Origin of the sequence: Rhodococcoides navarretei, from assembly GCF_038069675.1 — a bacterium.
In the GTDB taxonomy this organism is placed as follows: Bacteria; Actinomycetota; Actinomycetes; order Mycobacteriales; family Mycobacteriaceae; genus Rhodococcoides; species Rhodococcoides navarretei.
In genome coordinates, this window is the sequence record NZ_JBBPCN010000001.1 from 1,205,855 (window position 1) to 1,225,283 (window position 19,429).

16 protein-coding genes are annotated in these 19,429 nt (G+C 66.0%); 6 read left to right on the plus strand and 10 right to left on the minus strand.

Translation table 11 applies throughout. From position 1 onward, the window contains the following. Positions 1-485: 485 nt before the first annotated feature. The gene (locus AABD04_RS06000; protein WP_243596003.1) at positions 486-1,811 is read left to right on the plus strand and encodes a PhoH family protein; all 1,326 of its coding nucleotides are present in this window, start codon (positions 486-488) and stop codon (positions 1,809-1,811) included. A gap of 86 nt (positions 1,812-1,897) precedes the next feature. Here AABD04_RS06000 and AABD04_RS06005 read toward each other — a convergent pair whose 3' ends face one another. Beyond that, positions 1,898-2,305, minus strand: a complete 408-nt coding sequence (locus tag AABD04_RS06005) for a limonene-1,2-epoxide hydrolase family protein (RefSeq protein ID WP_341440510.1) — start codon at positions 2,303-2,305, stop codon at positions 1,898-1,900. Continuing rightward, positions 2,302-3,894 (minus strand): serine hydrolase, encoded by a 1,593-nt coding sequence (locus tag AABD04_RS06010; protein WP_341442966.1) that lies wholly within the window; start codon positions 3,892-3,894, stop codon positions 2,302-2,304. Before AABD04_RS06010 ends, AABD04_RS06005 begins: the two co-directional genes overlap by 4 nt. A gap of 129 nt (positions 3,895-4,023) precedes the next feature. Here AABD04_RS06010 and AABD04_RS06015 point away from each other — a divergent pair, with 129 nt between their 5' ends. Then, positions 4,024-4,881, plus strand: coding sequence for an acyl-ACP desaturase (locus tag AABD04_RS06015; protein WP_341440511.1), 858 nt, complete (start codon positions 4,024-4,026; stop codon positions 4,879-4,881). A 101-nt stretch (positions 4,882-4,982) separates the two neighbouring features. Here AABD04_RS06015 and AABD04_RS06020 read toward each other — a convergent pair whose 3' ends face one another. Together AABD04_RS06020 and glpX are read right to left on the minus strand one after the other, a co-directional pair. Beyond that, positions 4,983-6,383: a class II fumarate hydratase gene (locus AABD04_RS06020; protein WP_243595999.1), complete on the minus strand. Its 1,401-nt coding sequence runs from the start codon at positions 6,381-6,383 to the stop codon at positions 4,983-4,985. Positions 6,384-6,430: 47 nt separating this feature from the next. Beyond that, positions 6,431-7,471 (minus strand): class II fructose-bisphosphatase, encoded by a 1,041-nt coding sequence (glpX, locus tag AABD04_RS06025; protein ID WP_243595998.1) that lies wholly within the window; start codon positions 7,469-7,471, stop codon positions 6,431-6,433. Between the two features lie 135 nt (positions 7,472-7,606). Between glpX and AABD04_RS06030 the strand changes: the two genes are divergently transcribed. Next, complete coding sequence (locus tag AABD04_RS06030; protein ID WP_341440512.1) at positions 7,607-8,179, plus strand: DUF4245 domain-containing protein; 573 nt, start codon at positions 7,607-7,609, stop codon at positions 8,177-8,179. Here AABD04_RS06030 and AABD04_RS06035 read toward each other — a convergent pair. The 3 genes from AABD04_RS06035 to AABD04_RS06045 are packed head-to-tail and all read right to left on the minus strand — an operon-like array spanning position 8,176 to position 10,288. Further along, positions 8,176-8,397, minus strand: a complete 222-nt coding sequence (locus AABD04_RS06035; RefSeq protein ID WP_037191413.1) for an exodeoxyribonuclease VII small subunit — start codon at positions 8,395-8,397, stop codon at positions 8,176-8,178. The two genes, AABD04_RS06030 and AABD04_RS06035, sit on opposite strands and share 4 nt — an antisense overlap. Before the next feature lie 14 nt (positions 8,398-8,411). Beyond that, positions 8,412-9,674 carry an exodeoxyribonuclease VII large subunit gene (xseA, locus tag AABD04_RS06040; protein WP_341440513.1) on the minus strand — a complete coding sequence of 421 codons (1,263 nt, stop codon included), beginning with the start codon at positions 9,672-9,674 and terminating at the stop codon, positions 8,412-8,414. Beyond that, complete coding sequence (locus tag AABD04_RS06045) at positions 9,671-10,288, minus strand: lipid droplet-associated protein (protein ID WP_341440514.1); 618 nt, start codon at positions 10,286-10,288, stop codon at positions 9,671-9,673. Before AABD04_RS06045 ends, xseA begins: the two co-directional genes overlap by 4 nt. 122 nt (positions 10,289-10,410) lie before the next feature. Here AABD04_RS06045 and AABD04_RS06050 point away from each other — a divergent pair, with 122 nt between their 5' ends. Further along, positions 10,411-11,418 carry a 4-hydroxy-3-methylbut-2-enyl diphosphate reductase gene (locus tag AABD04_RS06050; RefSeq protein WP_243595994.1) on the plus strand — a complete coding sequence of 336 codons (1,008 nt, stop codon included), beginning with the start codon at positions 10,411-10,413 and terminating at the stop codon, positions 11,416-11,418. Between the two features lie 82 nt (positions 11,419-11,500). Here the strand turns inward: AABD04_RS06050 and AABD04_RS06055 are convergent, their stop codons facing one another. Together AABD04_RS06055 and AABD04_RS06060 are read right to left on the minus strand one after the other, a co-directional pair. Further along, positions 11,501-12,655 carry a DUF6542 domain-containing protein gene (locus AABD04_RS06055; protein WP_341440515.1) on the minus strand — a complete coding sequence of 385 codons (1,155 nt, stop codon included), beginning with the start codon at positions 12,653-12,655 and terminating at the stop codon, positions 11,501-11,503. A gap of 20 nt (positions 12,656-12,675) precedes the next feature. Then, positions 12,676-13,842 (minus strand): DNA recombination protein RmuC, encoded by a 1,167-nt coding sequence (locus AABD04_RS06060; protein ID WP_335741962.1) that lies wholly within the window; start codon positions 13,840-13,842, stop codon positions 12,676-12,678. Positions 13,843-13,965: 123 nt separating this feature from the next. On the opposite strand from AABD04_RS06060, the gene AABD04_RS06065 reads away from it, so the two are divergent. Together AABD04_RS06065 and AABD04_RS06070 are read left to right on the plus strand one after the other, a co-directional pair. After that, positions 13,966-15,156 carry an exonuclease SbcCD subunit D gene (locus tag AABD04_RS06065; protein WP_341440516.1) on the plus strand — a complete coding sequence of 397 codons (1,191 nt, stop codon included), beginning with the start codon at positions 13,966-13,968 and terminating at the stop codon, positions 15,154-15,156. Continuing rightward, a complete protein-coding gene (locus AABD04_RS06070) occupies positions 15,153-18,161 on the plus strand; it encodes an SMC family ATPase (protein WP_341440517.1) in 3,009 nt (1,002 codons plus the stop codon). Before AABD04_RS06065 ends, AABD04_RS06070 begins: the two co-directional genes overlap by 4 nt. Here the strand turns inward: AABD04_RS06070 and AABD04_RS06075 are convergent. Further along, on the minus strand, positions 18,143-19,384 hold the full coding sequence (locus tag AABD04_RS06075; protein WP_423228120.1) for an AI-2E family transporter: 1,242 nt from the start codon (positions 19,382-19,384) through the stop codon (positions 18,143-18,145). The two genes, AABD04_RS06070 and AABD04_RS06075, sit on opposite strands and share 19 nt — an antisense overlap. Positions 19,385-19,429 lie beyond the last annotated feature (45 nt).

Genomic DNA, 19,429 nt, shown 5'->3' on the forward strand with positions numbered 1-19,429 from the left:
ACCCACCCTCACCCGCCCACCCCGGTTCGCCCGCCCACCCCGTTCCGCCCGCCCACCCCGTTCCGCCCGCCCACCCCGTTCCGCGTCAATGGACCACTGCAGCGCTCAGACGTATGTAGTGGTCCATTCACCCAGCACGCTGGTCTGCGTCAATGGACCGTTGCAGCGCTCAGGCGTATGCAGTGGTCCATTGACGCGTCCGGGGAGGGCGCGTTCGGCACCGGTTGGCTGCCGACCTGGGGTGACGTCGACGTAACGCGTTGTTCACCGACACGCCAGACTTCCAGCGAGCCCCCACGCGATTTCGGCGGTACCGTCGGCAGTAACAGGCAGCGGGGAAGCTACCTGTGCGGGAGGTTCTGATACGTGACTGAGCTAGTGAGCGCGAGAGGGCCGGTACCCGGTCCTCGTGTCACCTGACACATCGGACCCGACCGGCCGAGCGACAGAGTTTGCGCGGTACCGCGCAGACGTAGGAGCCCCACGTGACCACTTCACGCTCCGTTTCCGCCCCTCTTCGGACATTCGTGCTCGATACCTCGGTCCTGCTCTCGGATCCCTGGGCAGTTATTCGGTTCGCCGAGCACAATGTGGTACTTCCGTTGATCGTGATCAGCGAGTTGGAGGGCAAACGCCACCATCACGAATTGGGATGGTTCGCGCGGGAATCCTTGCGCATGCTCGACGACCTTCGCGTCGAGTTCGGTCGACTCGACCAGCCGGTTCCCATCGGAACCTCCGGTGGCACACTGCAAGTCGAGCTCAACCACACCGATCCCTCGGTACTTCCCGTCGGATTCCGTACCGACTCCAACGACTCCAGAATCCTCGCGTGCGCCCTGAATCTGGCGGCCGAGGGCAAAGATGTGGTGTTGGTCAGCAAGGACATCCCGCTGCGCGTCAAGGCCGGTGCTGTCGGGCTTCCCGCCGACGAGTACCACGCACACGACGTGGTGCCGTCCGGGTGGACCGGCATGACCGAGCTCGACGTGCAGCCCGACGCCGTGGACACACTGTTCAACGACGGTGTCATCGACCTGGCCGAGGCGCGAGACCTGCCGTGCCACACCGGAGTTCGACTGCTTGCCGGGCGGCAGAGTGCGCTGGGGCGCGTCACGCCCGACAAGCAGATTCAGCTCGTGCGCGGTGAGCGTGAGGCATTCGGCTTGCACGGCCGATCGGCGGAACAACGTGTGGCGCTCGATCTTCTGCTCGACGAGAGCATCGGCATCGTCTCGCTCGGTGGAAAAGCCGGTACAGGCAAGTCCGCTCTGGCGCTGACTGCCGGGCTGGAGGCCGTCCTCGAACGTCGCTCACATCGGAAAGTCGTTGTCTTCCGGCCTCTTTACGCCGTCGGCGGCCAGGAGCTCGGCTACCTCCCCGGTAGCGAGAGCGAGAAGATGGGTCCATGGGGACAAGCCGTCTTCGACACCCTCGAAGGGCTTGCGAGCCCGGAGGTGATGGAGGAGGTCATCGCCCGCGGAATGCTGGAAGTGTTGCCGCTCACGCACATTCGTGGCCGCTCGCTCCACGATTCGTTCGTGATCGTCGACGAGGCGCAGTCACTCGAGCGCAACGTGCTGCTGACTGTTCTGTCCCGGCTGGGTTCGGGCTCGCGCGTCGTACTCACCCACGACGTCGCTCAGCGAGACAACCTGCGCGTCGGACGCCACGACGGAGTCGCTGCGGTGATCGAAAAGCTCAAGGGCCACCCACTTTTCGCGCACATCACCCTCACCCGCAGCGAGCGTTCACCGATCGCGGCACTGGTGACGGAAATGCTCGAAGAATTCGGGCCTTCAGGAGCCTGACCCCCCTTGTGAGCGTGGAGCCTGCGGGTCGTTCCGCAGGCTCCACTCCTGCCTCGTAGCCCACTACGAAGTTTCGCTCACAAGGGTCACCGGCCCACTACGGCCCGGAATGCCCCGCGCACAAGGCCTTTCAGGAAATCGACGTTGTCGAAATAGTCGCGCCACACAGCTACTCTGCCGTCGCGCAGCTCGAAGGTTCCGCACACCCAGAATTCGATCCGGAGCCGCCGCCAGATCAGGACGTCGGTGCGCTCGGTGAGCACGACATCTCCGTCGGCCGCGATGTTGTGCACGATCACGTCGAAGCCGAACGCAGGCTTGGCAAGCGTGGCCATGAACCTGCCCACGTTCGAGTGACCGCGTACCTTCGGTAATCCGACGTTGTGCCACACGATCCGGTCGTCGAGGAGCGACATCGCGCGCTCGGTATCTCGACTTCTCAACGCGTCGAACAGATCCACTACGGTCTCGGTTGCCTGCTGCGTCTCGGTCATTTCGTGAACCGCCCCAATCCATCGCCGTCGAAGAACTCGAGTGTCAGCGTATTCGCGTCGAACGTCGCCTGGGAAATGGACCCGTCGGGTGCATTCTCACCGCTCGGCTCGAAGGTGAACGTGTCACCGTCCCAGGGCATCAATTCGTAGGTGGTTCCATCGGGGCCCAGGGTCAACGTCAGCTGCTGGTCGACCTCCGTTACCGTCGCCGGCCCCCAGTAGCTGTTCTGATACACCCCCTCGTACGATGAGAGGGCTTGTGGTTCAGCAGCATTCGAGGGACGGGTTGTGCCCGCGAGCTCGCCCTCCGGTTCGCTCATCCCGGCGAACGCATTCTTGTACAGCGTCCGCCAATCCTCCCGGACCTCACCGAACTGGACGAGGTCCGCGAACTCGGCAGTCACCGTTTCGGCGATACCGAGCGGTGCGGCGTTGGTCAGTACGACGATGGCGACGTCGAGCGAAGGAATCCACACGAAGTTGGTGCCGGCTCCGAGGGCGAACGCTCCCGAATGGCTCACCGTCGTGCGGCCGGCCGCACTGGTGGAGACGTTGAACCCGAAGCCGTAGTAGCCGGCGCGTGAATCCGGGGTCGCGGAGGGGCTCGAGACGATCTGCGCGCTGACGGCAGGCAGGAGGGCGTCGGGATCGACCAGCTGTCGGCCGTCGTGGGTCCCGTCGGCCACGAGCATCGTCAGCCACTTCGCGAGATCGTTCACCGAGGAGCTGACGCCACCGGCCGGGGTCTGTGGATCGGGTTGTCGCTGATACTTCGCCTGGTACTCGCCGTCGACGAGGACATGAGGTACGGCCCGATCGGCCCGAGCCATGTAGTCCGAAAATGACGAGCTCGTCGAGGTCATGCCCAGAGGGCCGTAGATCGTGTCCTGGCTGAGCGTGTCCCAGTCCTTGCCCGACGCCGCAGCGACGGCCTCGGCCGCAGCCGTGATGCCGAAGTTGGTGTAGTGGTAGGTGGAGCGGAACGGGTCGAGAGGGACCTCCCGGAGGCGTTCGAGAACCTGGCGCCGGTCGTAGCCCAGGTCCTCGAGCAGATCGCCTGCATGCTCGGGTAGGCCGCTTCGATGGGCATAGAAGTCGCCGACCGTGATGTTCTCGGTCACCCACGGGTCGTCGAGCGCGAACCACGGCAACTCCGAGACCACCGGCGTCGACCAGTCGATCACGCCCGCTCCCACTTGGGACGCGATGACCGTCGCACCGACCGATTTGGACAGTGAGGCCAACTGGAACACCGAGTCACCGTCGACGGGGTCGTCCGTGCCCACTTCGCGAACGCCGAAGCCTTTCGAGTAGACGACATCCGAGCCGTGCACGACGGCAATGGCCATACCGGGGATGTTCGACGACGCCATCAGCTCCTCGGCGATGCCGTCGAGCTTGCCGACCGCCTCGTCGATGCGACCGGAAGGAACATCGACACCCGCGACCTGACCGGGGGAGAGGTCGCTGGGCGGTGCGGGCTCGGAGGTCGGTGGACTGGATGCAGTGGGTGCGTCGTCGGTGCACCCACCCAGCACGACCATCGAGCACACAACAGCAAGACACAGAAAATTTCGACCCGACCGCATCATGAGGAGTCCTCACTTCGATGACTGGATGCACCTGAGAATAGACCTGCGGCGACCTGGCGTTAGGACAATTCACAATGGTCAGGGGCGCGACGTCGGGCGCTCGGGCGCAGGCGCTACGGTTACCGCATGTCTACGAACCTGTCCGACGGTGATCTGCTGGTCCGTTTGGAGCCCGCGGTCGAAGAGAATCTACGACGCCACATCGAAGCTGCCAGCGACTGGCATCCACACGATCTCGCGCCGTTCGACGAGGGCAAGAACTTCGCGTTCCTCGGCGGCGAGGACTGGACGCCGGAGCAGTCGCACCTCAGTGATGTCGAAATCCTGTCCGCCACGGTCGGCGTGCTGGTGGCCGACAACCTGCCCGCGTACCACCGCGAACTGGCCCACGCGCTCACCGGCCTCGGAGCCTGGTGGAAGTGGACCGGCCGCTGGACCTCGGAGGAGAACCGGCAGTCCATCGTGCTGCGCAACTTCCTGGTGCTCAAGCGCGCGGTCGACCCGGTCGCCCTCGAGCGCGTTCGGATGGAGCACATGACACTCGGATTCGATGCGCCCAGCCAGGGTCTGCTCGACATCCTCGCGCACTTCGCCATCGAGGAAGCGGCAGCCTCACTGCGTAACCGCAACACCATCGCCCTCGGCAAGGACCCGGTGCTCGCCACCATCCTCGGCCGGATCGCCGACGACGACGCGCTGCAGTCGGCATTCTTCGCCAGCATCCTCGACGAGGCCTTCGCCGTGGTGCCCGATCAGGCCGCCCGCGCCATCGCAGACCGGATCAACGGATTCAAGATCCCCGAGGTCGACCTCCCCGACCGCGGCAGCAGCACCGCCGCCCTCGCCGAAGCCGGAATCTACGACGCCGATCAGGAACGCGACAAGGTGTTCAAGCCGCTGCTCGTGGGCTGGAAGATCTTCGATCGCACCGATCTGGGCGAGGACGGCCTGAAGGCACGCGAGGAACTCGCGCACCTGGCCTGAGGTTCGCCCCTTTCGAAACCGTGAATGGTCCATTGCACACGTCTCGGCAGTGCAATGGACCATTCACGCGTTCAGGGGGTCCGGCAGGGCGAACGGGAAAACTAGTCCTTGACCTTCGCCATGGCGAGGACGTCCAGGCGCTTGTCCAGTTCGGCCTCGCTGAGTTTGTCGCCGATCAGACCGCGGTCGATGACCGTCTGACGGATCGTCTTCTTCTCCTTGAGTGCCTGCTTGGCGACGGCGGCCGCTTCCTCGTAGCCGATCGCGGAGTTCAACGGCGTCACGATGGACGGCGAGGACTCGGCGAGGGTCTTGAGGTGCTCCACATTGGCTTCGAGGCCGACGACGCACTTGTCGGCGAACAGTACCGAGACGTTGGCGAGCAGCTTGAACGATTCGAGCACGTTGCGCGCCATCATCGGGATGTAGACGTTGAGCTCGAATGCGCCCGATGCACCGCCGAATGCCACTGCGGCGTCGTTACCGATGACCTGGGCCGCGACCTGCGTAACAGCCTCGGGCAGAACAGGATTGACCTTGCCGGGCATGATGGAGCTGCCGGGCTGCAGATCCGGGAGGGCGATCTCGCCGAGTCCGGTGAGCGGTCCCGATCCCATCCAGCGAATGTCGTTGGCAATCTTGGTCAGCGAGACCGCGATGGTGCGCAGTGCGCCCGATGCCTCGACGAGTCCGTCGCGGGCAGCCTGCGCCTCGAACGAATCCTTGGCTGCGGTGAGTGCATCGATGCCGGTCGACTTGACCAGTTCTGCAACGACTTTCGGGCCGAAGCCGTCGGGTGCATTGAGGCCGGTGCCGACGGCGGTGCCGCCGATGGGCAGCTCACCGAGACGCGGCAGGGTGGCCTCGACGCGTTCGATGCCCGCTTCGATCTGACGGGCGTAGCCGCCGAATTCCTGACCGAGGGTGACCGGAACGGCATCCATCAGGTGGGTGCGGCCGGACTTCACGACGTGCTTCCACTCGGTGGCCTTGACCACGAGTGCCTCGTGCAGGTGACGCAGCGCGGGCACGAGCGACGTGACGGCTGCCTCGGTGGCGGCGACGTGAGTGGCCGTCGGGAACGTGTCGTTGGAGGACTGCGACATGTTGACGTGATCGTTGGGGTGCACCTCGACGCCGTTCGCCTTGGCGATCGACGCGATGACCTCGTTGGCGTTCATGTTCGAGCTGGTGCCCGAGCCGGTCTGGAAGACGTCGATCGGGAACTGGTCGTCGTGCTTGCCGTCGGCGATCTCGGTGGCTGCGGCGACGATCGCGTCGGCCAGTGCGCCGTCGAGCAGACCGAGATCCTTGTTGACCTGTGCGCAGGCCGCCTTGAGCAGGCCCATCGCGCGGATCTGGGTGCGCTCGAGCGGACGGCCCGAGATGGGGAAGTTCTCCACGGCACGCTGCGTCTGGGCACGCCAGAGCGCATCGATGGGAACGCGAACCTCTCCCATGGTGTCGTGCTCGATCCGGAACTGCTGTTCGTTCTCTGTCATTGACCTCTTGCCTCGGTAGGGGAGCGGAAACTTCGTCGAGCGGACGGTCAGAAGGACGGGATGGCGCCGGAGGTGTCGCCGTCGAAGTCGATGGTCGAGTACTCCTTGAGCTTGTTGAGCTGGTGGTACGCGTCGATCATGCGGACGGTGCCGGACTTCGAGCGCATCACGATGGACTGCGTGTGTGCGCCCCCGCCCGAGTAGCGGACGCCCTGAAGCAGGTCTCCGTCGGTGACGCCGGTCGCGGTGAAGAAGACGTTCTCGCCCGAGACCAGGTCTTCGGTGGACAGAACGCGATCGAGATCGTGTCCGGCGTCGATCGCCTTCTGGCGTTCGTCGTCGTCGGTCGGAGCCAGCATGCCCTGGTGCGCGCCACCCATGCAGCGCATGGCGGCTGCGGCGATGATGCCTTCGGGGGTTCCGCCGGTGCCCATCAGGATGTCGATGGGGGAGGTGGGTCGGGCGGCGGCGATGGCACCGGCGACGTCACCGTCGGAGATCAGTCGAATGCGAGCTCCGGTGTCGCGTACCTGCTGGATCAGCTCGGCGTGCCGGGGTCGGTCGAGGATGCACACCGTGACGTCGGAGGTCGATCCCTTCTTGATCTTGGCGACGCGGGCGATGTTCTCTGCGACCGGTGCGGTGATGTCGATGACGTCCGCGAAGTCGGGTCCGACGGCGATCTTCCTCATGTAGAAGACAGCGGACGGATCGAACATCGCGCCGCGCTCGGCGACGGCGAGAACCGAGATGGCGTTGGGCATGCCCTTGGCCATGAGCGTGGTCCCGTCGACGGGATCGACGGCGAAGTCGACCTCGGGGCCGTTGCCGTTGCCGACCTGCTCGCCGTTGTAGAGCATCGGCGCTTCGTCCTTCTCGCCCTCACCGATGACGACGACGCCTCGCATCGAGACCGAGCTGACCAACTGACGCATCGCGTCGACTGCAGCTCCGTCGCCACCTTCTTTGTCGCCGCGACCGACCCAGCGACCCGAGGCGAGCGCACCGGCCTCGGTGACGCGGACGAGTTCGAGTGCGAGGTTGCGATCTGGCGCCATGGCGCGAGTGGACTCGGTGCTGGCCGTCATCGGTTTGTAGCCTCCTGGTTGGTGGGGTGTTACCCAGGCAGGATTATCTCACTTCTGTGATGCCCGCGGTGGGGTCGGGTCGACTGTGAGGCACGCGCCGACCGACCACTGCTGCGCAGAGGGGATACTGGTGGTGTGGCAAACAGCAAACCTCGGATTCTCAACAACAACCGCGACATGGTCTGGTCGCTCATTCCGCTGGTCATCGCTTGTTTGCTGATCGCAGGTGTTGCCAGTCAATGCTCGCTGAGCCCCGGCGGACCCAAGCAGGGGCCCATTCCGAACTTCGACATCGACACCGCGTTGCAGTACGACGCATCGCAGATCGGCTTTCCGGTGCGCAATCCGGTCGTTCCCGAGGACTGGACGCCGAATTCGGGCAGTAGCGCAACGATCTCGGGCGACAACGGCGGACCGGTGTCGACTGTCGGATACATCACCGGATCGGGTGCGTATCTCCAGCTGACCCAGACCAGCGCCGTCGAGGACGTGTTGGTTCCCTTCGTGGCAGGCGACGAGACGGTCTACGCGTCGGGCGCGCAGAGCGTGTCGGGTCGAGACTGGGTGGTCTACGGCGAAGAGGGTTCGCGGACCTACTGGGTCTCGGACTTCGGCGACGTGCGAATCCTGCTGGGTGGTACCGCCACCACAGAGGAATTCACCACGCTCGCACAGGCACTCGAGGTCACCGAACCGCTCGCGCCCTAGCTGTCCTTCTCGGTGCTCGCGAGCGCGGTCTCGATACGTTTGCGGGCACCGGCGAGTTGCTCCTCGCAGCGAGTGGCCAGCTGCTCTCCCCGCTCCCACAGGGCCAGGGAGGCGTCGAGATCGAGTCCGCCCTGCTCGAGGATCTTCACCACACCCACGAGTTCGTCGCGGGCCTCTTCGTAGCCCAATTCCGATACCGGCTTGTCGTTCTCGCTCATCCGTACTCCTTCTGTCATCTGACCCGTCCCATGACTGCGGCGGTGACGGCACCGTCGGCCACCCGCACTCTGATCTGTGTACCCGGTGGCGCGTCCTCGACCGAACGCAGTACCTCGGGATCCGAACCCGCAACCACCCGCTGTACGACGGCATAGCCCCGAGCCAGTGTGGCAGCCGGTCCCAACGTCGACAGCCGGGCCCGGAGATGTTCGACGAGTGTGTCCTGGGTGGTGAGTTCGCGTTGCACGTCGCGTCGGGCGGCGTCGAGGAGGCGTCGAACCTCCTCGCGACGTTGCTCGAGCGAGGCCAGTGGATCCGCCAGCACCGGCCGGTGTCGCAGCATGTCCAATCCGCGCGCCTCGCGCTCGACCCAATTGCGCAGCGCTGCAGCGCTTCTCGACTTCAGTTCCGAGACGAGGGCTTGTTCGGCGACGGCGTCGGGCACCACGAGTTTGGCGGCATCGGTAGGGGTTGCGGCCCGCAGATCCGCGACGTGATCGCTGAGCGGGCTGTCGGGTTCGTGGCCGATGGCACTGACGATCGGCGTCGTCGCCCGAGAGATGGCGCGACACAGAGCCTCATCCGAGAACGGCAGCAGGTCCTCGACGCTACCGCCGCCGCGGGCGAGGATGATGACGTCGACGCCGGGGTCGTCGTTCAGATCCTTCAGTGCGTCCAGAATCGCCGGCACCGACTGCGGGCCCTGGACCGGAGTGTTGCGAACCTCGAATCGGACCGCAGGCCAACGCCTCTGGGCGACCGTGAGTACGTCCTTCTCGGCCGCGCTGGCGCGAGCGGTGATCAAGCCGATGGTGCCCGGCAGGAACGGCAGCGGACGCTTGAGGCGTGGGTCGAACAAGCCCTCGGCGGCGAGCAGGGCTCTGAGCCGCTCGATGCGGGCGAGGAGTTCGCCGACGCCCACAGCGCGAATGTCCGTGGCGCGCAGCGAAATTGTTCCTCGACCGGTGAAGAACGACAGCTTGCCGTAGAGAATGACGCGCGCACCCTCGGTCAGTGGAACCGGAGAACGGTCGAGCAGCTGTGGCGAACACGTCACCGACAACGACATGTCGGCCGACGGATCACGCAGCGTCAGAAAGGCCGTCCTGGTGCCCGGACGAGCGTTGATCTGCGTGAGCTGGCCCTCGACCCAGATGGAGCCGAGCTTGTCGATCCAGCCGGCGACCTTCATGGCGACGGTACGCACCGGCCATGGCTGTTCGGCGGTGCTTGCACCCGGCTGGGTGGGACCGGACTGGGGTGGGGGAGTGCTCACTTGGCCTTGGCGGTGGTGATGCGGTTGGCGAGCATCGTCTGGAAGGGTGCGCGGGAGAGCGTGTCGTTCTCGTAGTCGAGCAGTGTTTCGAGTTCCTCGATCGAGAGTGTGCGCAGACGGGCGCGCAACTGAGCCAGGGCGAGGGTGTCGAAGTCGATCATCTCGACGATCTCGGGCTTGTCTGCTGCGGGACCGCGCTTGGCCGCGGTGTCCTGGACCGGCTCGTCCAGCGGAGGCGTCGAGTACAGCGCGAAGCGGCCGTTCGCCGCGACGGGCTCGGCAACGGGTGCGTCGGGCACGTCGACGTCGTCGGTGATGACAGCGGCGTCGAACATCGACTCGGTGACCGAGGTCTCGTCCCCGTCCTCGTCGAAGCTGGCCCAGGCGGGCTGCTCCTCGCTCGGGGTCCCGATGACCGGGAGGCTCGCGATCACCAGATCGCCCTTGATGGCCAACGCGGTCACCTGCTGCTGGAATCGCATGCTGCGCGCCAGTGCCTCGCTGACGACCGTCATCGGCAGCATCAGGGCGGAACCGGGAAGCTTGCGAGCCTCTTCCACGACGGTCACGGCGACGCCTGCAGCCACACGCGCTGCAAAGGGGACTCGAGTCATGTGCACCAGACTGCCCGAAACGGTGAACTTTGGGTAGCCGACAGGCGGTACGACCCCTCGCAGCGGGGGCTGGAGGACGCGGAAGCGAGGCAGGCGTGCTGGGTGCACGTATCCTGGTTGGTATGTCTTCGGCTGTTCCTCTGAATCTTGGTATTGCACACTCCGCCGGCGCGGGGAAGTCCTCGTACGCCGGGGGTAAACGAGTGCTGCTCGCAGAGCCGCGGGGCTACTGCGCGGGTGTCGATCGAGCGGTCGAGACCGTCGAGAAAGCGCTGGAGCAGCACGGTGCGCCGGTATACGTGCGCAAGGAGATCGTGCACAACCGACATGTCGTCGAGACGCTGTCCGACCGTGGCGCAGTGTTCGTGGAGGAGACCGACGAGGTTCCCGAGGGATCGCTGCTGGTGTTCTCCGCGCACGGCGTCTCACCTGCGGTACACGCCTCCGCTGCCGACCGCAGCCTGCGCACCATCGACGCCACCTGCCCGTTGGTGACCAAGGTGCACCAGGAGGCCAAGCGCTTCGCCAGGGACGACTACGACATTTTGCTCATCGGCCACGAGGGCCATGAGGAGGTCGAGGGCACCGCAGGCGAGGCTCCCGAACACATTCAGCTGGTCGACGGCCCCGATTCGGTCGACAGTGTCACCGTCCGAGACGAGAACAAGGTCATCTGGCTGTCCCAGACCACGTTGAGCGTCGACGAGACGATGATGACGGTCGCCAAACTCCGTGAGCGCTTCCCGACGCTGCAGGACCCGCCGAGTGACGACATCTGCTACGCCACCCAGAACCGTCAGGTCGCGGTGAAGGCAATGGCACCGGAATGCGATCTGGTGATCGTCGTCGGCTCCAGGAATTCCTCGAACTCGGTGCGGTTGGTCGAGGTTGCGCTCGGTGCCGGTGCGCGGGCGAGCTACCTCGTCGACTACGCGAAGGAAATCGATCTGGCCTGGCTCGACGGGGTCGAGACGATCGGCATCACCTCGGGTGCGTCAGTTCCCGAGATTCTGGTGCAGGGCGTCATCGAACTGTTCGCCGAGCACGGCTACGCGGACGTACAGCCGGTCACCACGGCAAACGAGACTCTGGTGTTCTCCCTACCCCGCGAGCTGCGCCCCGCTCGCTAGTGGCAAGGCCCCACAAGAACGCCCCGTATCGGAACCCCTGCCCAGAAGTGAGGGAACCGATACGGGGCGTTCTTCGTACGAACTAGTCGCTGGGACGGTCGCGGTAGCGAACCCGCGGCACCGGATGCGGGGGAATGTCGTCCCGATGCGGAGTGGGCAGAGCGTGATCGCCCTGGCTGTCGTCTGCAGAGGAGTTGCTCGTCCGAGGAGTCACGACGGGCCGGGGTCCGGTGCTGTAGGGATCCGCCACCTCGCGCGGAGCGTGAACCCGGGCCGACCGCTCGCGACGCGGTTCGGTCGAATACCGGGCTTCGCCGGAATGACGAGGCTCTGACCCGTAGCGCGACTCGGACGGTCGCGGCCGCTGTGTTTCACGCGATTGTGCTTCACGTGACTGTGCCGGCCGGGGCTGTGCCTGCGGATACTGCGCTCGCGGGTACTCCGGCGTCTGGTGTTCGGGCTTGCGGTCCTGCCGAGGGGAGTCGGTGGCGGCGTATCGCCACTGCGATGTCGGTGCAGACGAGCGGCGCGGAGTCGCCGGTGAATCAGCCGTGCCACGCGAGCCGGGGCGAGAGGTCGACCGAGGGTCGGTGGCGGTGCGCGGGCGAGAATCGGTGCTTCTGCGACCGACGTACGGCCCGGGCACGATGTCGGTGGCCTCGGCCGCAGAGTCGGGGGTGCGATCGGCTGCGGCTGTTCGCCTGCGAGATCGTTCGGGGCGCTCTTCCTGTGCTCGTCGCTGTGCTCTGGTGGGCTTGTCGTCGCTGAGCTTCGGGCTGCGTCGTTGTGCGGGGGCATGCGTGTTCTGCCGTTTGAGAACGATGCGCAGTGCTCCGAGTCCGACGGCCACCAGGGTGCCGAGAAGCATCAAGGGGAAGCGGTTGACCAGCGGGATAGCGACGTTGAGGATGATGTCCTTGAGTCCGGTGCCGGCGTTGTCGGTGAAGTACTGGTAGGACAGCGGCACCGCCACGAACAGAATCAGTGGGGCTTGCACCATCGCCGTGAACAGTCCACGGAAACGGACGAGAAGAACGCCGGCGATGCAGCCCAGGACGTACATGAACGCGAACGCACCGGTCAGCTCGGTACCGCGGGCGGCATCGATGAGAAATCCGAGAAAGGTCAGTCCCGCGGCGATCGCGACGGCACCCCATGCAGGTACGCCGGGCAGAGTCGCGAGGATGGATCGGTGATCCAGCGGTACCCCGGAGCGGGCACGTTGGGAGGTAGACACCCCCCGAGGTTAGCCGTTGTTCAGCCGACTGCATCGCTGACATGACCGAAGTCGTGCCTGTAGCGGGACGAATCGGACAGTTTCGGTCGCTCGTCCACTCGTGCGATGTCCACCGGCTCGGCGTCGAACAGCTCGAGCTCGTGCAGCTTCCTTGCCGTCACGCTCACCCGGGTATCGACGGACCCGACGGTGGAATTGAAGGACTCTACGGCCTTGCCGAGGTGCGCACCGAGCTTGTCCAGGTGTGTCGACACGACGCCGATACGCGTGTACAGCTCGCGCCCCAATTGCTGGATCCGTGCAGCGTCCTCGGCAAGTGACTCTTGTTTCCACGTGTACGCGACGGTCCTCAGTAGCGCGACCAGGGTGGTGGGGGTGGCCAGGATCACGTTTCGGCCGAAGGCGTACTCCAGCAGACCGGTGTCCGATGTCAGCGCCGCATCGAGAAACGGGTCGCCGGGAACGAACAGCACGACGAACTCCGGGGTCGGTTCGAATGCCTGCCAGTACGCCTTGTCGGCCAACTGATCGATGTGGGTGCGCAGTTGCTTGGCATGGCGACGCAGGTTCTTCTCGCGCGTGCCGGGTTCCTCGTCCTGAGCGGCGTCGAGGTAGGCCGCGAACGGCACCTTGGCGTCGACCACGATCTGTCGACCGCCGGCGAGACGCACGATCATGTCGGGTCGGATGCCGTCCTTGCTGACCTGAGTGTCGAAATCACAGTGCTTGACCATGCCGGCGAGCTCGACGACGCGCTCGAGCTGGATCTCGCCCCACCTGCCCCGAATCTGCGGCGCGCGCAGAGCCGTGACCAGCTGACCGGTCTGCGTCGACAGATGCATCGAGGCGCGATGCATACCGGTGACCTGCTCCGACAGCCCCGCATACGCCCGGATGCGGTTGTGCTCTACCTGCCGTACGTGCTCGGAGAGAGCATCGACGGCGTCGTGCAAGGGCTCGACCAGATGCGAGACCTGCTGACCGATGACGGTCGAATTGCGCCGCGCCGAATCCTCGTTGACCGCACTGAGCGACTGCCGAAGCATGCTCTCGTGCTCACGCAGCGCGGACAGCTGTGCCTCGGCTCGTACGGCACGATCGCCCATCCGGGAGGCATGCAGCAACCAGCCGACGACCGCGCCGATACCGAGGGCGACGAGCAGGCCGAACGCGGTGAGAATGTTCATGGGGCAGATGATGCAGGACGGTACCGACAAATTCGGTTCTCGGAGGCTGTGGACAGCAGCTCACGTCCGACAGGCCGAGGCACCTCGAGGAGTTTGTCGGTGGTTCCCGATAGCGTCGTCGGTATGAGAATCCTGCACACCTCGGACTGGCACATCGGTCGCACCTTTCACGGTGTCGACCTGTTGGCCGATCAGAGCGCTGTGCTGGCGTCCATCGCGGAACTCGTTGCGGCACAATCGATCGATGTGGTGGTGGTGCCCGGCGACATCTACGACCGCGCTGTTCCCAGTGCCGATGCCGTCCTGGTCTGCAACCGCGGGCTCGAGGCGATTCGTGCGGCCGGTGCCGTCATCGTCGCGACGTCGGGAAACCACGATTCACCCGCACGGCTGGGCGCAGGCGCTGCTTTCGCCTCGGCCGGCGGGTTGCATCTGATGACTCGGGTGGGCGACGTCGCCACCCCGGTTGTCATCGACGACGAGCACGGCGGCGTTGCGTTCTACGGCATTCCGTATCTCGAGCCCGAAACCACGCGCCTCGAGCTCGACGTTCCCACCGCACGTACTCACGCCGACGTGCTCGGTGCCGCGATGGATCGGGTGCGCGGCGACCTCGCTGCGAGAAGTGAAGCAGGGCAACGCGTTCGCTCGGTCGTGCTCGCCCACGCATTCATCGTCGGCGGTGAGGCGACCGGCTCGGAGCGGTCGATCTCCTCCGGCGGCATCGAAACCGCGCCGGCGTCGGCGTTCGACGGGGTCGACTACGTGGCGCTCGGACATCTGCATTCCCCTCAGACACTGACCGACCGGGTGCGGTATTCCGGTTCGCCGTTGCCCTATTCGTTCGGCGAGCGGTCGCACCGCAAGGCGGTGTGGATTCTCGACCTCGACGCGAACGGGCTCGGCAGCGTAGAGCGAGTGGACCTGCCGGTGGTGCGCGGACTCGCCCGTATCGAAGGCACCGTCGAGGAATTGACAACGGACACAGCATATTCCGAGTTCGAGGATCATTACGTTTCCGCCGTGCTCACCGACGAGGTGCGTCCGGTCGACGCAATGCGCTTGCTGCAGCAGCGTTTCCCGCACGCGATCCACCTGGAATGGCGTCGCCCGGAGGGCTCGGGCGAGCTTCGCTACCGTGACCGTGTGCGCGGCCGTAGCGATCTCGACATCGCCACTTCGTTCGTGACGGATATGCGCAGTGTGCCGACGGCAGCGGAGTCCGCACTTCTGGCTCGCGCTCTGGCCTCCGTCCACCGTGAGGCCGAGACCACCCGCGGGCCGGCCACCGCCGCCGGCCGCGGTGCCGCATGAGGCTGCATTCACTCGAGATCACCGCCTTCGGCCCTTTCGCGGGCACCGAGACGGTGGACTTCGATGCGCTGGGAGCAGACGGGCTCTTCCTGTTGCACGGCCACACCGGAGCCGGCAAGACGACGGTGCTCGACGCCGTGGCGTTCGCGCTGTACGGAACCGTGCCCGGAGCCCGTCGCGAGGGCAAGCGACTGTTGTCCGATCACGCAGCCAAGGGCGCGGTTCCACAGGTCACGTTGGAGGCCACACTCGGTGGGCGACGCATCAGGATAGTGCGCAGCCCGGAGTTCCTGCGGCCCAAGCTTCGAAGCACGGGTACTACCAAACAGCACGCCAAAGCCAGTCTCACCTGGCTCGACGGCCGCGGGCAGAACCTCACCCGGCTCAATGAGATCGGTGATGCCGTCAATGCGCTGCTCGGGATGAGCGCCGACCAGTTCTTTCAGGTGGTGCTGCTGCCGCAGGGCGAGTTCGCGCGATTCCTCCGAGCCGACAGCGACGAACGCGGAAACCTACTCGAAAGACTCTTCGACACAGGCCGATTCGGTGACGTCGAAGAGTGGTTCGCGCAGCGCCGCCGGGAGCTCGCCGCCGAACTCGCCGACGCCCACCACGCCATCGACATCATGCTGGGGCGCGTATCGCAGGCGTCGGGAGAGCCCGAGCCCACGAGCGAGGACAGCGAACAGCCCGATCCACTCGAGTGGGCGGCCGACGTCCTCGACGATGCCCGGCAGAATCGAACCCTCGCGCAGGGCCGGGCGGTGCTGATCGACGCGGCAGCTCGGCGTGCGTCGGCAGCTCTGGCGAAGGCCACCACCGTTCTCGATCTGCAGCGGCGACGCGCTCTCGCCGAGGGTCAACTCGCGCACTACGAGGAGGGCGAGGCGGCACGACTGGCGCGCAGAACCGAGCTCGCCGACTCCGCGGCCGCAGGACCGATCGCGGACGCGGCCGGAGACCTTCGCCTCGCACGCCTGACCACCGACGCGGCCACCGCCGCACTCGCGGCGGCGGAGCGTGGCCTACCGACAACGGCGGAGGGGCAGCGCTTTCACGCTGCACTGCACTGGCCGCCCGCGCCGGCCGATCCGTCGGACGAGCGCGCTGTCGTCGCACAGTTCGTGCGCGACTGGACCACCGATGTCGCTCGGCTGCAGTCGCTGCTCGGTCTTGCCCGCGAAGCCGACCGACTCGACGGCACTCTCGCCGACTACCGTGCGCAGCAACGCACCACTGCGGCGGCGATCGAGCGCACCGTGCAGTCGCAGGCCTCCGTGCCCGAGAAGATCGCAGCGGTCGAATCACGGATGGCCCGAGCGGCCTCGGCTGCGGCAGAGTTGCCGGGCCTGGAGGAGCGCTGCGGTCGGGCCCGCGCGGCGGCCGAGTCCGCACTCGAATTGGTTCGTCAGCGCGCGACTCTGGCCGAGGCCGAACGTACCCGCGACGCCGCCGTGGCAGCGCACAACACGGCCTGGGAGCATCTGCTCGAGCTCCGTGAGCGACGCATCGACGGGATGGCGGCAGAGCTGGCGGCCCGTCTGGAGGCGGGGGAGCCGTGCGTCGTGTGCGGATCGGAGGTGCACCCGCATCCCGCTGCTGCGTCCACGTCGACGGTGACCAAGGCACAGGAAGACAAGGCCGCTGCCGCAGAACGCAAGGCCGCCGCTGCGCTCGATCGAGCGGTCGCGGAGGTTGCGGAAGCGCGACGCGGCGTCGACCTGCTGCACGACCGTACCGGCGGGGTCTCCGCGGCGGAGTTGACCCAGATGCTCGATGCCGCAACCACCGCAGTGCAGGACGCCCGCACACGTGCCGCCGATGTCGAACCCGCAACCGCAGAACTGAATCGCCTGCGGAGCGAGTCGCAGGCGCTGACGGTCACGCTCCACGATCTCGTTGCCTCGCGTGGTGCCGTGGACGAACGCATCTCGGCTACCGAGGAATCACTGGCGCAGATGCGGGCGTCGATCGCCGAGGAAGTGAACGAGGGCGCGTCGCTGGCAGATCGAATCGCGGAGCGAGAGAACCTGATCGACGGTGCCCGACGAATTCAGGAAGCGCGCATCGCCTGGCTCGACGCCACCGTGCGGGCGGATGCACTGGCAGCCGAACTGGACCGACGGGTACAGGCGTCGAACTTCGAGTCGGTCGACGCAGCGGCCGGGGCAGTGCTGGCCGCCGACCGCGTCGAGCAGATCGAGACCGAACTGCGCACCGCAGAGGAGACGCGTGCGCATGCCGAGCACGTGCTGCGCGAGCCCGCCATCGTGGACGTGGCAGGTCGACCGCCGGCGGATCTGGAACCGCTCGAGCAGGCGTACGCCGAGCTGGACGACGCGGTCCGGGCTGCTGCTGCGACGGTGGCGGAAAGCCGAAGGCGCGCAGACGACCTGGAACGCCTGATCGCCGAATTGTTCACCGCCGCCCAGGCCATCGCGCCACAACGCGCCGAATTCGACGAACTCGCCAACCTGGCGGACGTGGTGGCAGGTCGGGGGCAGAATGCGCGCAAGATGTCGTTGCGCTCCTACGTACTCGCGTCGCGGCTCGAGGACGTGGCCGAGTCCGCATCCGCGCGGCTGCGTCGAATGTCCTCGGGGCGCTACGAATTCGTGCACTCCGACGAGGCCGGCGTTCGCGGCAAACGGGGTGGTCTCGGGCTGGACATCAGGGACGACTACACCGGCGTCGTGCGCTCGGCAAAGACACTCTCGGGCGGTGAGGCGTTTCTCGCGTCGCTCTCGCTCGCGTTGGGCCTGGCCGACGTCGTGGCCGCCGAGTCCGGCGGTGTCGTCCTCGACACCATGTTCATCGACGAAGGATTCGGCACACTCGACGCCGACACCCTCGAATCCGTGATGGCGGTTCTCGACGAACTACGTGCGGGCGGACGCGTCGTGGGCGTGGTCAGCCATGTCGACGAGATGCGGCAACGAATTCCCAGCCGCCTCTATGTCAAGCGGGAGCGTTCCGGATCGACGCTTCAGGTCGTCGCGTCCTGACCCGAAGCAGGTTTGTCGGATTTCGACTCGTCCTCGTCGTCCAGACCGGCCTGCTCCTCGGTCAGCCCATCGGGCGGCGGGATTTCGTCTTCGAGTGCGTCCTGGTCCGGTTCGTTCGAGCGTTCGTCGATCTGCTCGGACAGGTACCGGATCAGCACAGCGGCCACTGCGGCCGCCGGGACGGCGAGGAACGCGCCGATGATGCCGAACAGTGAGCTGCCGCCCGCCACGGCCAGCAGCACGATCGCCGGGTGCAAGTTCATGCTGCGGCTCTGCAGGATCGGCTGCAGCACATTGCCTTCCAACTGCTGCACCGCAACGATGATGGCGAGCACGATCAACGCAGTCGTCAGCCCGTTCGCCACCAGGGCGACCAGTACCGCGAGGGCGCCTGCGACGAACGCACCGACGATCGGGATGAAGCCACCGATGAACGTCAGGGTCGCCAACACCAGCGCCAGCGGAACACCCAGAATGACCAGTCCGAGCCCGATGAAGAAGGCATCGATGAAACTGACGATGGCCTGCGTTCGGATGAATCCGCCCAGCGTCGCCCACATCCGTGAGAGCACCTCGCCCAGGTGGCGTCCGGCGCGGCCACCGGAGAACCCGTGCAGCCACGGCAGGAACCTCGGGCCGTCCTTGACGAAGAAGAACGTCAGCACCAACACCAGCGCCAGAGTGACCAACAGCGAGCCGGCCGCGGAGACGCCGGTGAACACGCCGGTGGCGATGACCTCCCCGCTGTCCTGTAGCCGAGACACGATCGCCGATACCGCCGAGTCGATCTGGTCGTCGCCGATGTTGAGCGGCGGTCCCTTCAACCAGTCCTGAACCTGCGCGATACCGCCGGACGCCTGGTCCACCAACTCGGGGGCCTGTTCGGCGACCGACGGAACGATCAGGGTGATGATGCCGCCGATGACGACGAAGAACACCACGAGCGATACCGACGCGGCCAGTGCGGGAGGAAATCCCAGACGCATCATGAGTTTCGCCGGCGGCCACAGCACCGTCGCGACGATGACAGCGAGCAGAACCGGCAGCAGGATCACCCAGAGGTGGCCGATCAGCCAGCCCAGTACCCACGCTCCGGCAGCGATCGAAATGAGAATGAGCGACCACTTGGCAAGCCACAGACCGCCGACCCCGATGAGGTCACCGCGATCACTGCCGGGCTTCTCGGACTTCGACGTACTACCGGGAACTGCCGATTCGGTCACGGTGGGGTCCTCACAGTCGGCGGTTGGCGGCTCGTGAAGAACCAT

What these genes read in the sequence shown, in the direction of transcription:
- AABD04_RS06005 (WP_341440510.1), bottom strand. Translation starts at nt 2,305, where the DNA reads ATGACCGAGACGCAGCAGGCAACCGAGACCGTAGTGGATCTGTTCGAC.
- AABD04_RS06010 (WP_341442966.1), bottom strand. Translation starts at nt 3,894, where the DNA reads ATGCGGTCGGGTCGAAATTTTCTGTGTCTTGCTGTTGTGTGCTCGATG.
- AABD04_RS06015 (WP_341440511.1), top strand. Translation starts at nt 4,024, where the DNA reads ATGTCTACGAACCTGTCCGACGGTGATCTGCTGGTCCGTTTGGAGCCC.
- AABD04_RS06020 (WP_243595999.1), bottom strand. Translation starts at nt 6,383, where the DNA reads ATGACAGAGAACGAACAGCAGTTCCGGATCGAGCACGACACCATGGGA.
- glpX (WP_243595998.1), bottom strand. Translation starts at nt 7,471, where the DNA reads ATGACGGCCAGCACCGAGTCCACTCGCGCCATGGCGCCAGATCGCAAC.
- AABD04_RS06035 (WP_037191413.1), bottom strand. Translation starts at nt 8,397, where the DNA reads ATGAGCGAGAACGACAAGCCGGTATCGGAATTGGGCTACGAAGAGGCC.
- AABD04_RS06045 (WP_341440514.1), bottom strand. Translation starts at nt 10,288, where the DNA reads ATGACTCGAGTCCCCTTTGCAGCGCGTGTGGCTGCAGGCGTCGCCGTG.
- AABD04_RS06050 (WP_243595994.1), top strand. Translation starts at nt 10,411, where the DNA reads ATGTCTTCGGCTGTTCCTCTGAATCTTGGTATTGCACACTCCGCCGGC.
- AABD04_RS06060 (WP_335741962.1), bottom strand. Translation starts at nt 13,842, where the DNA reads ATGAACATTCTCACCGCGTTCGGCCTGCTCGTCGCCCTCGGTATCGGC.
- AABD04_RS06065 (WP_341440516.1), top strand. Translation starts at nt 13,966, where the DNA reads ATGAGAATCCTGCACACCTCGGACTGGCACATCGGTCGCACCTTTCAC.
- AABD04_RS06070 (WP_341440517.1), top strand. Translation starts at nt 15,153, where the DNA reads ATGAGGCTGCATTCACTCGAGATCACCGCCTTCGGCCCTTTCGCGGGC.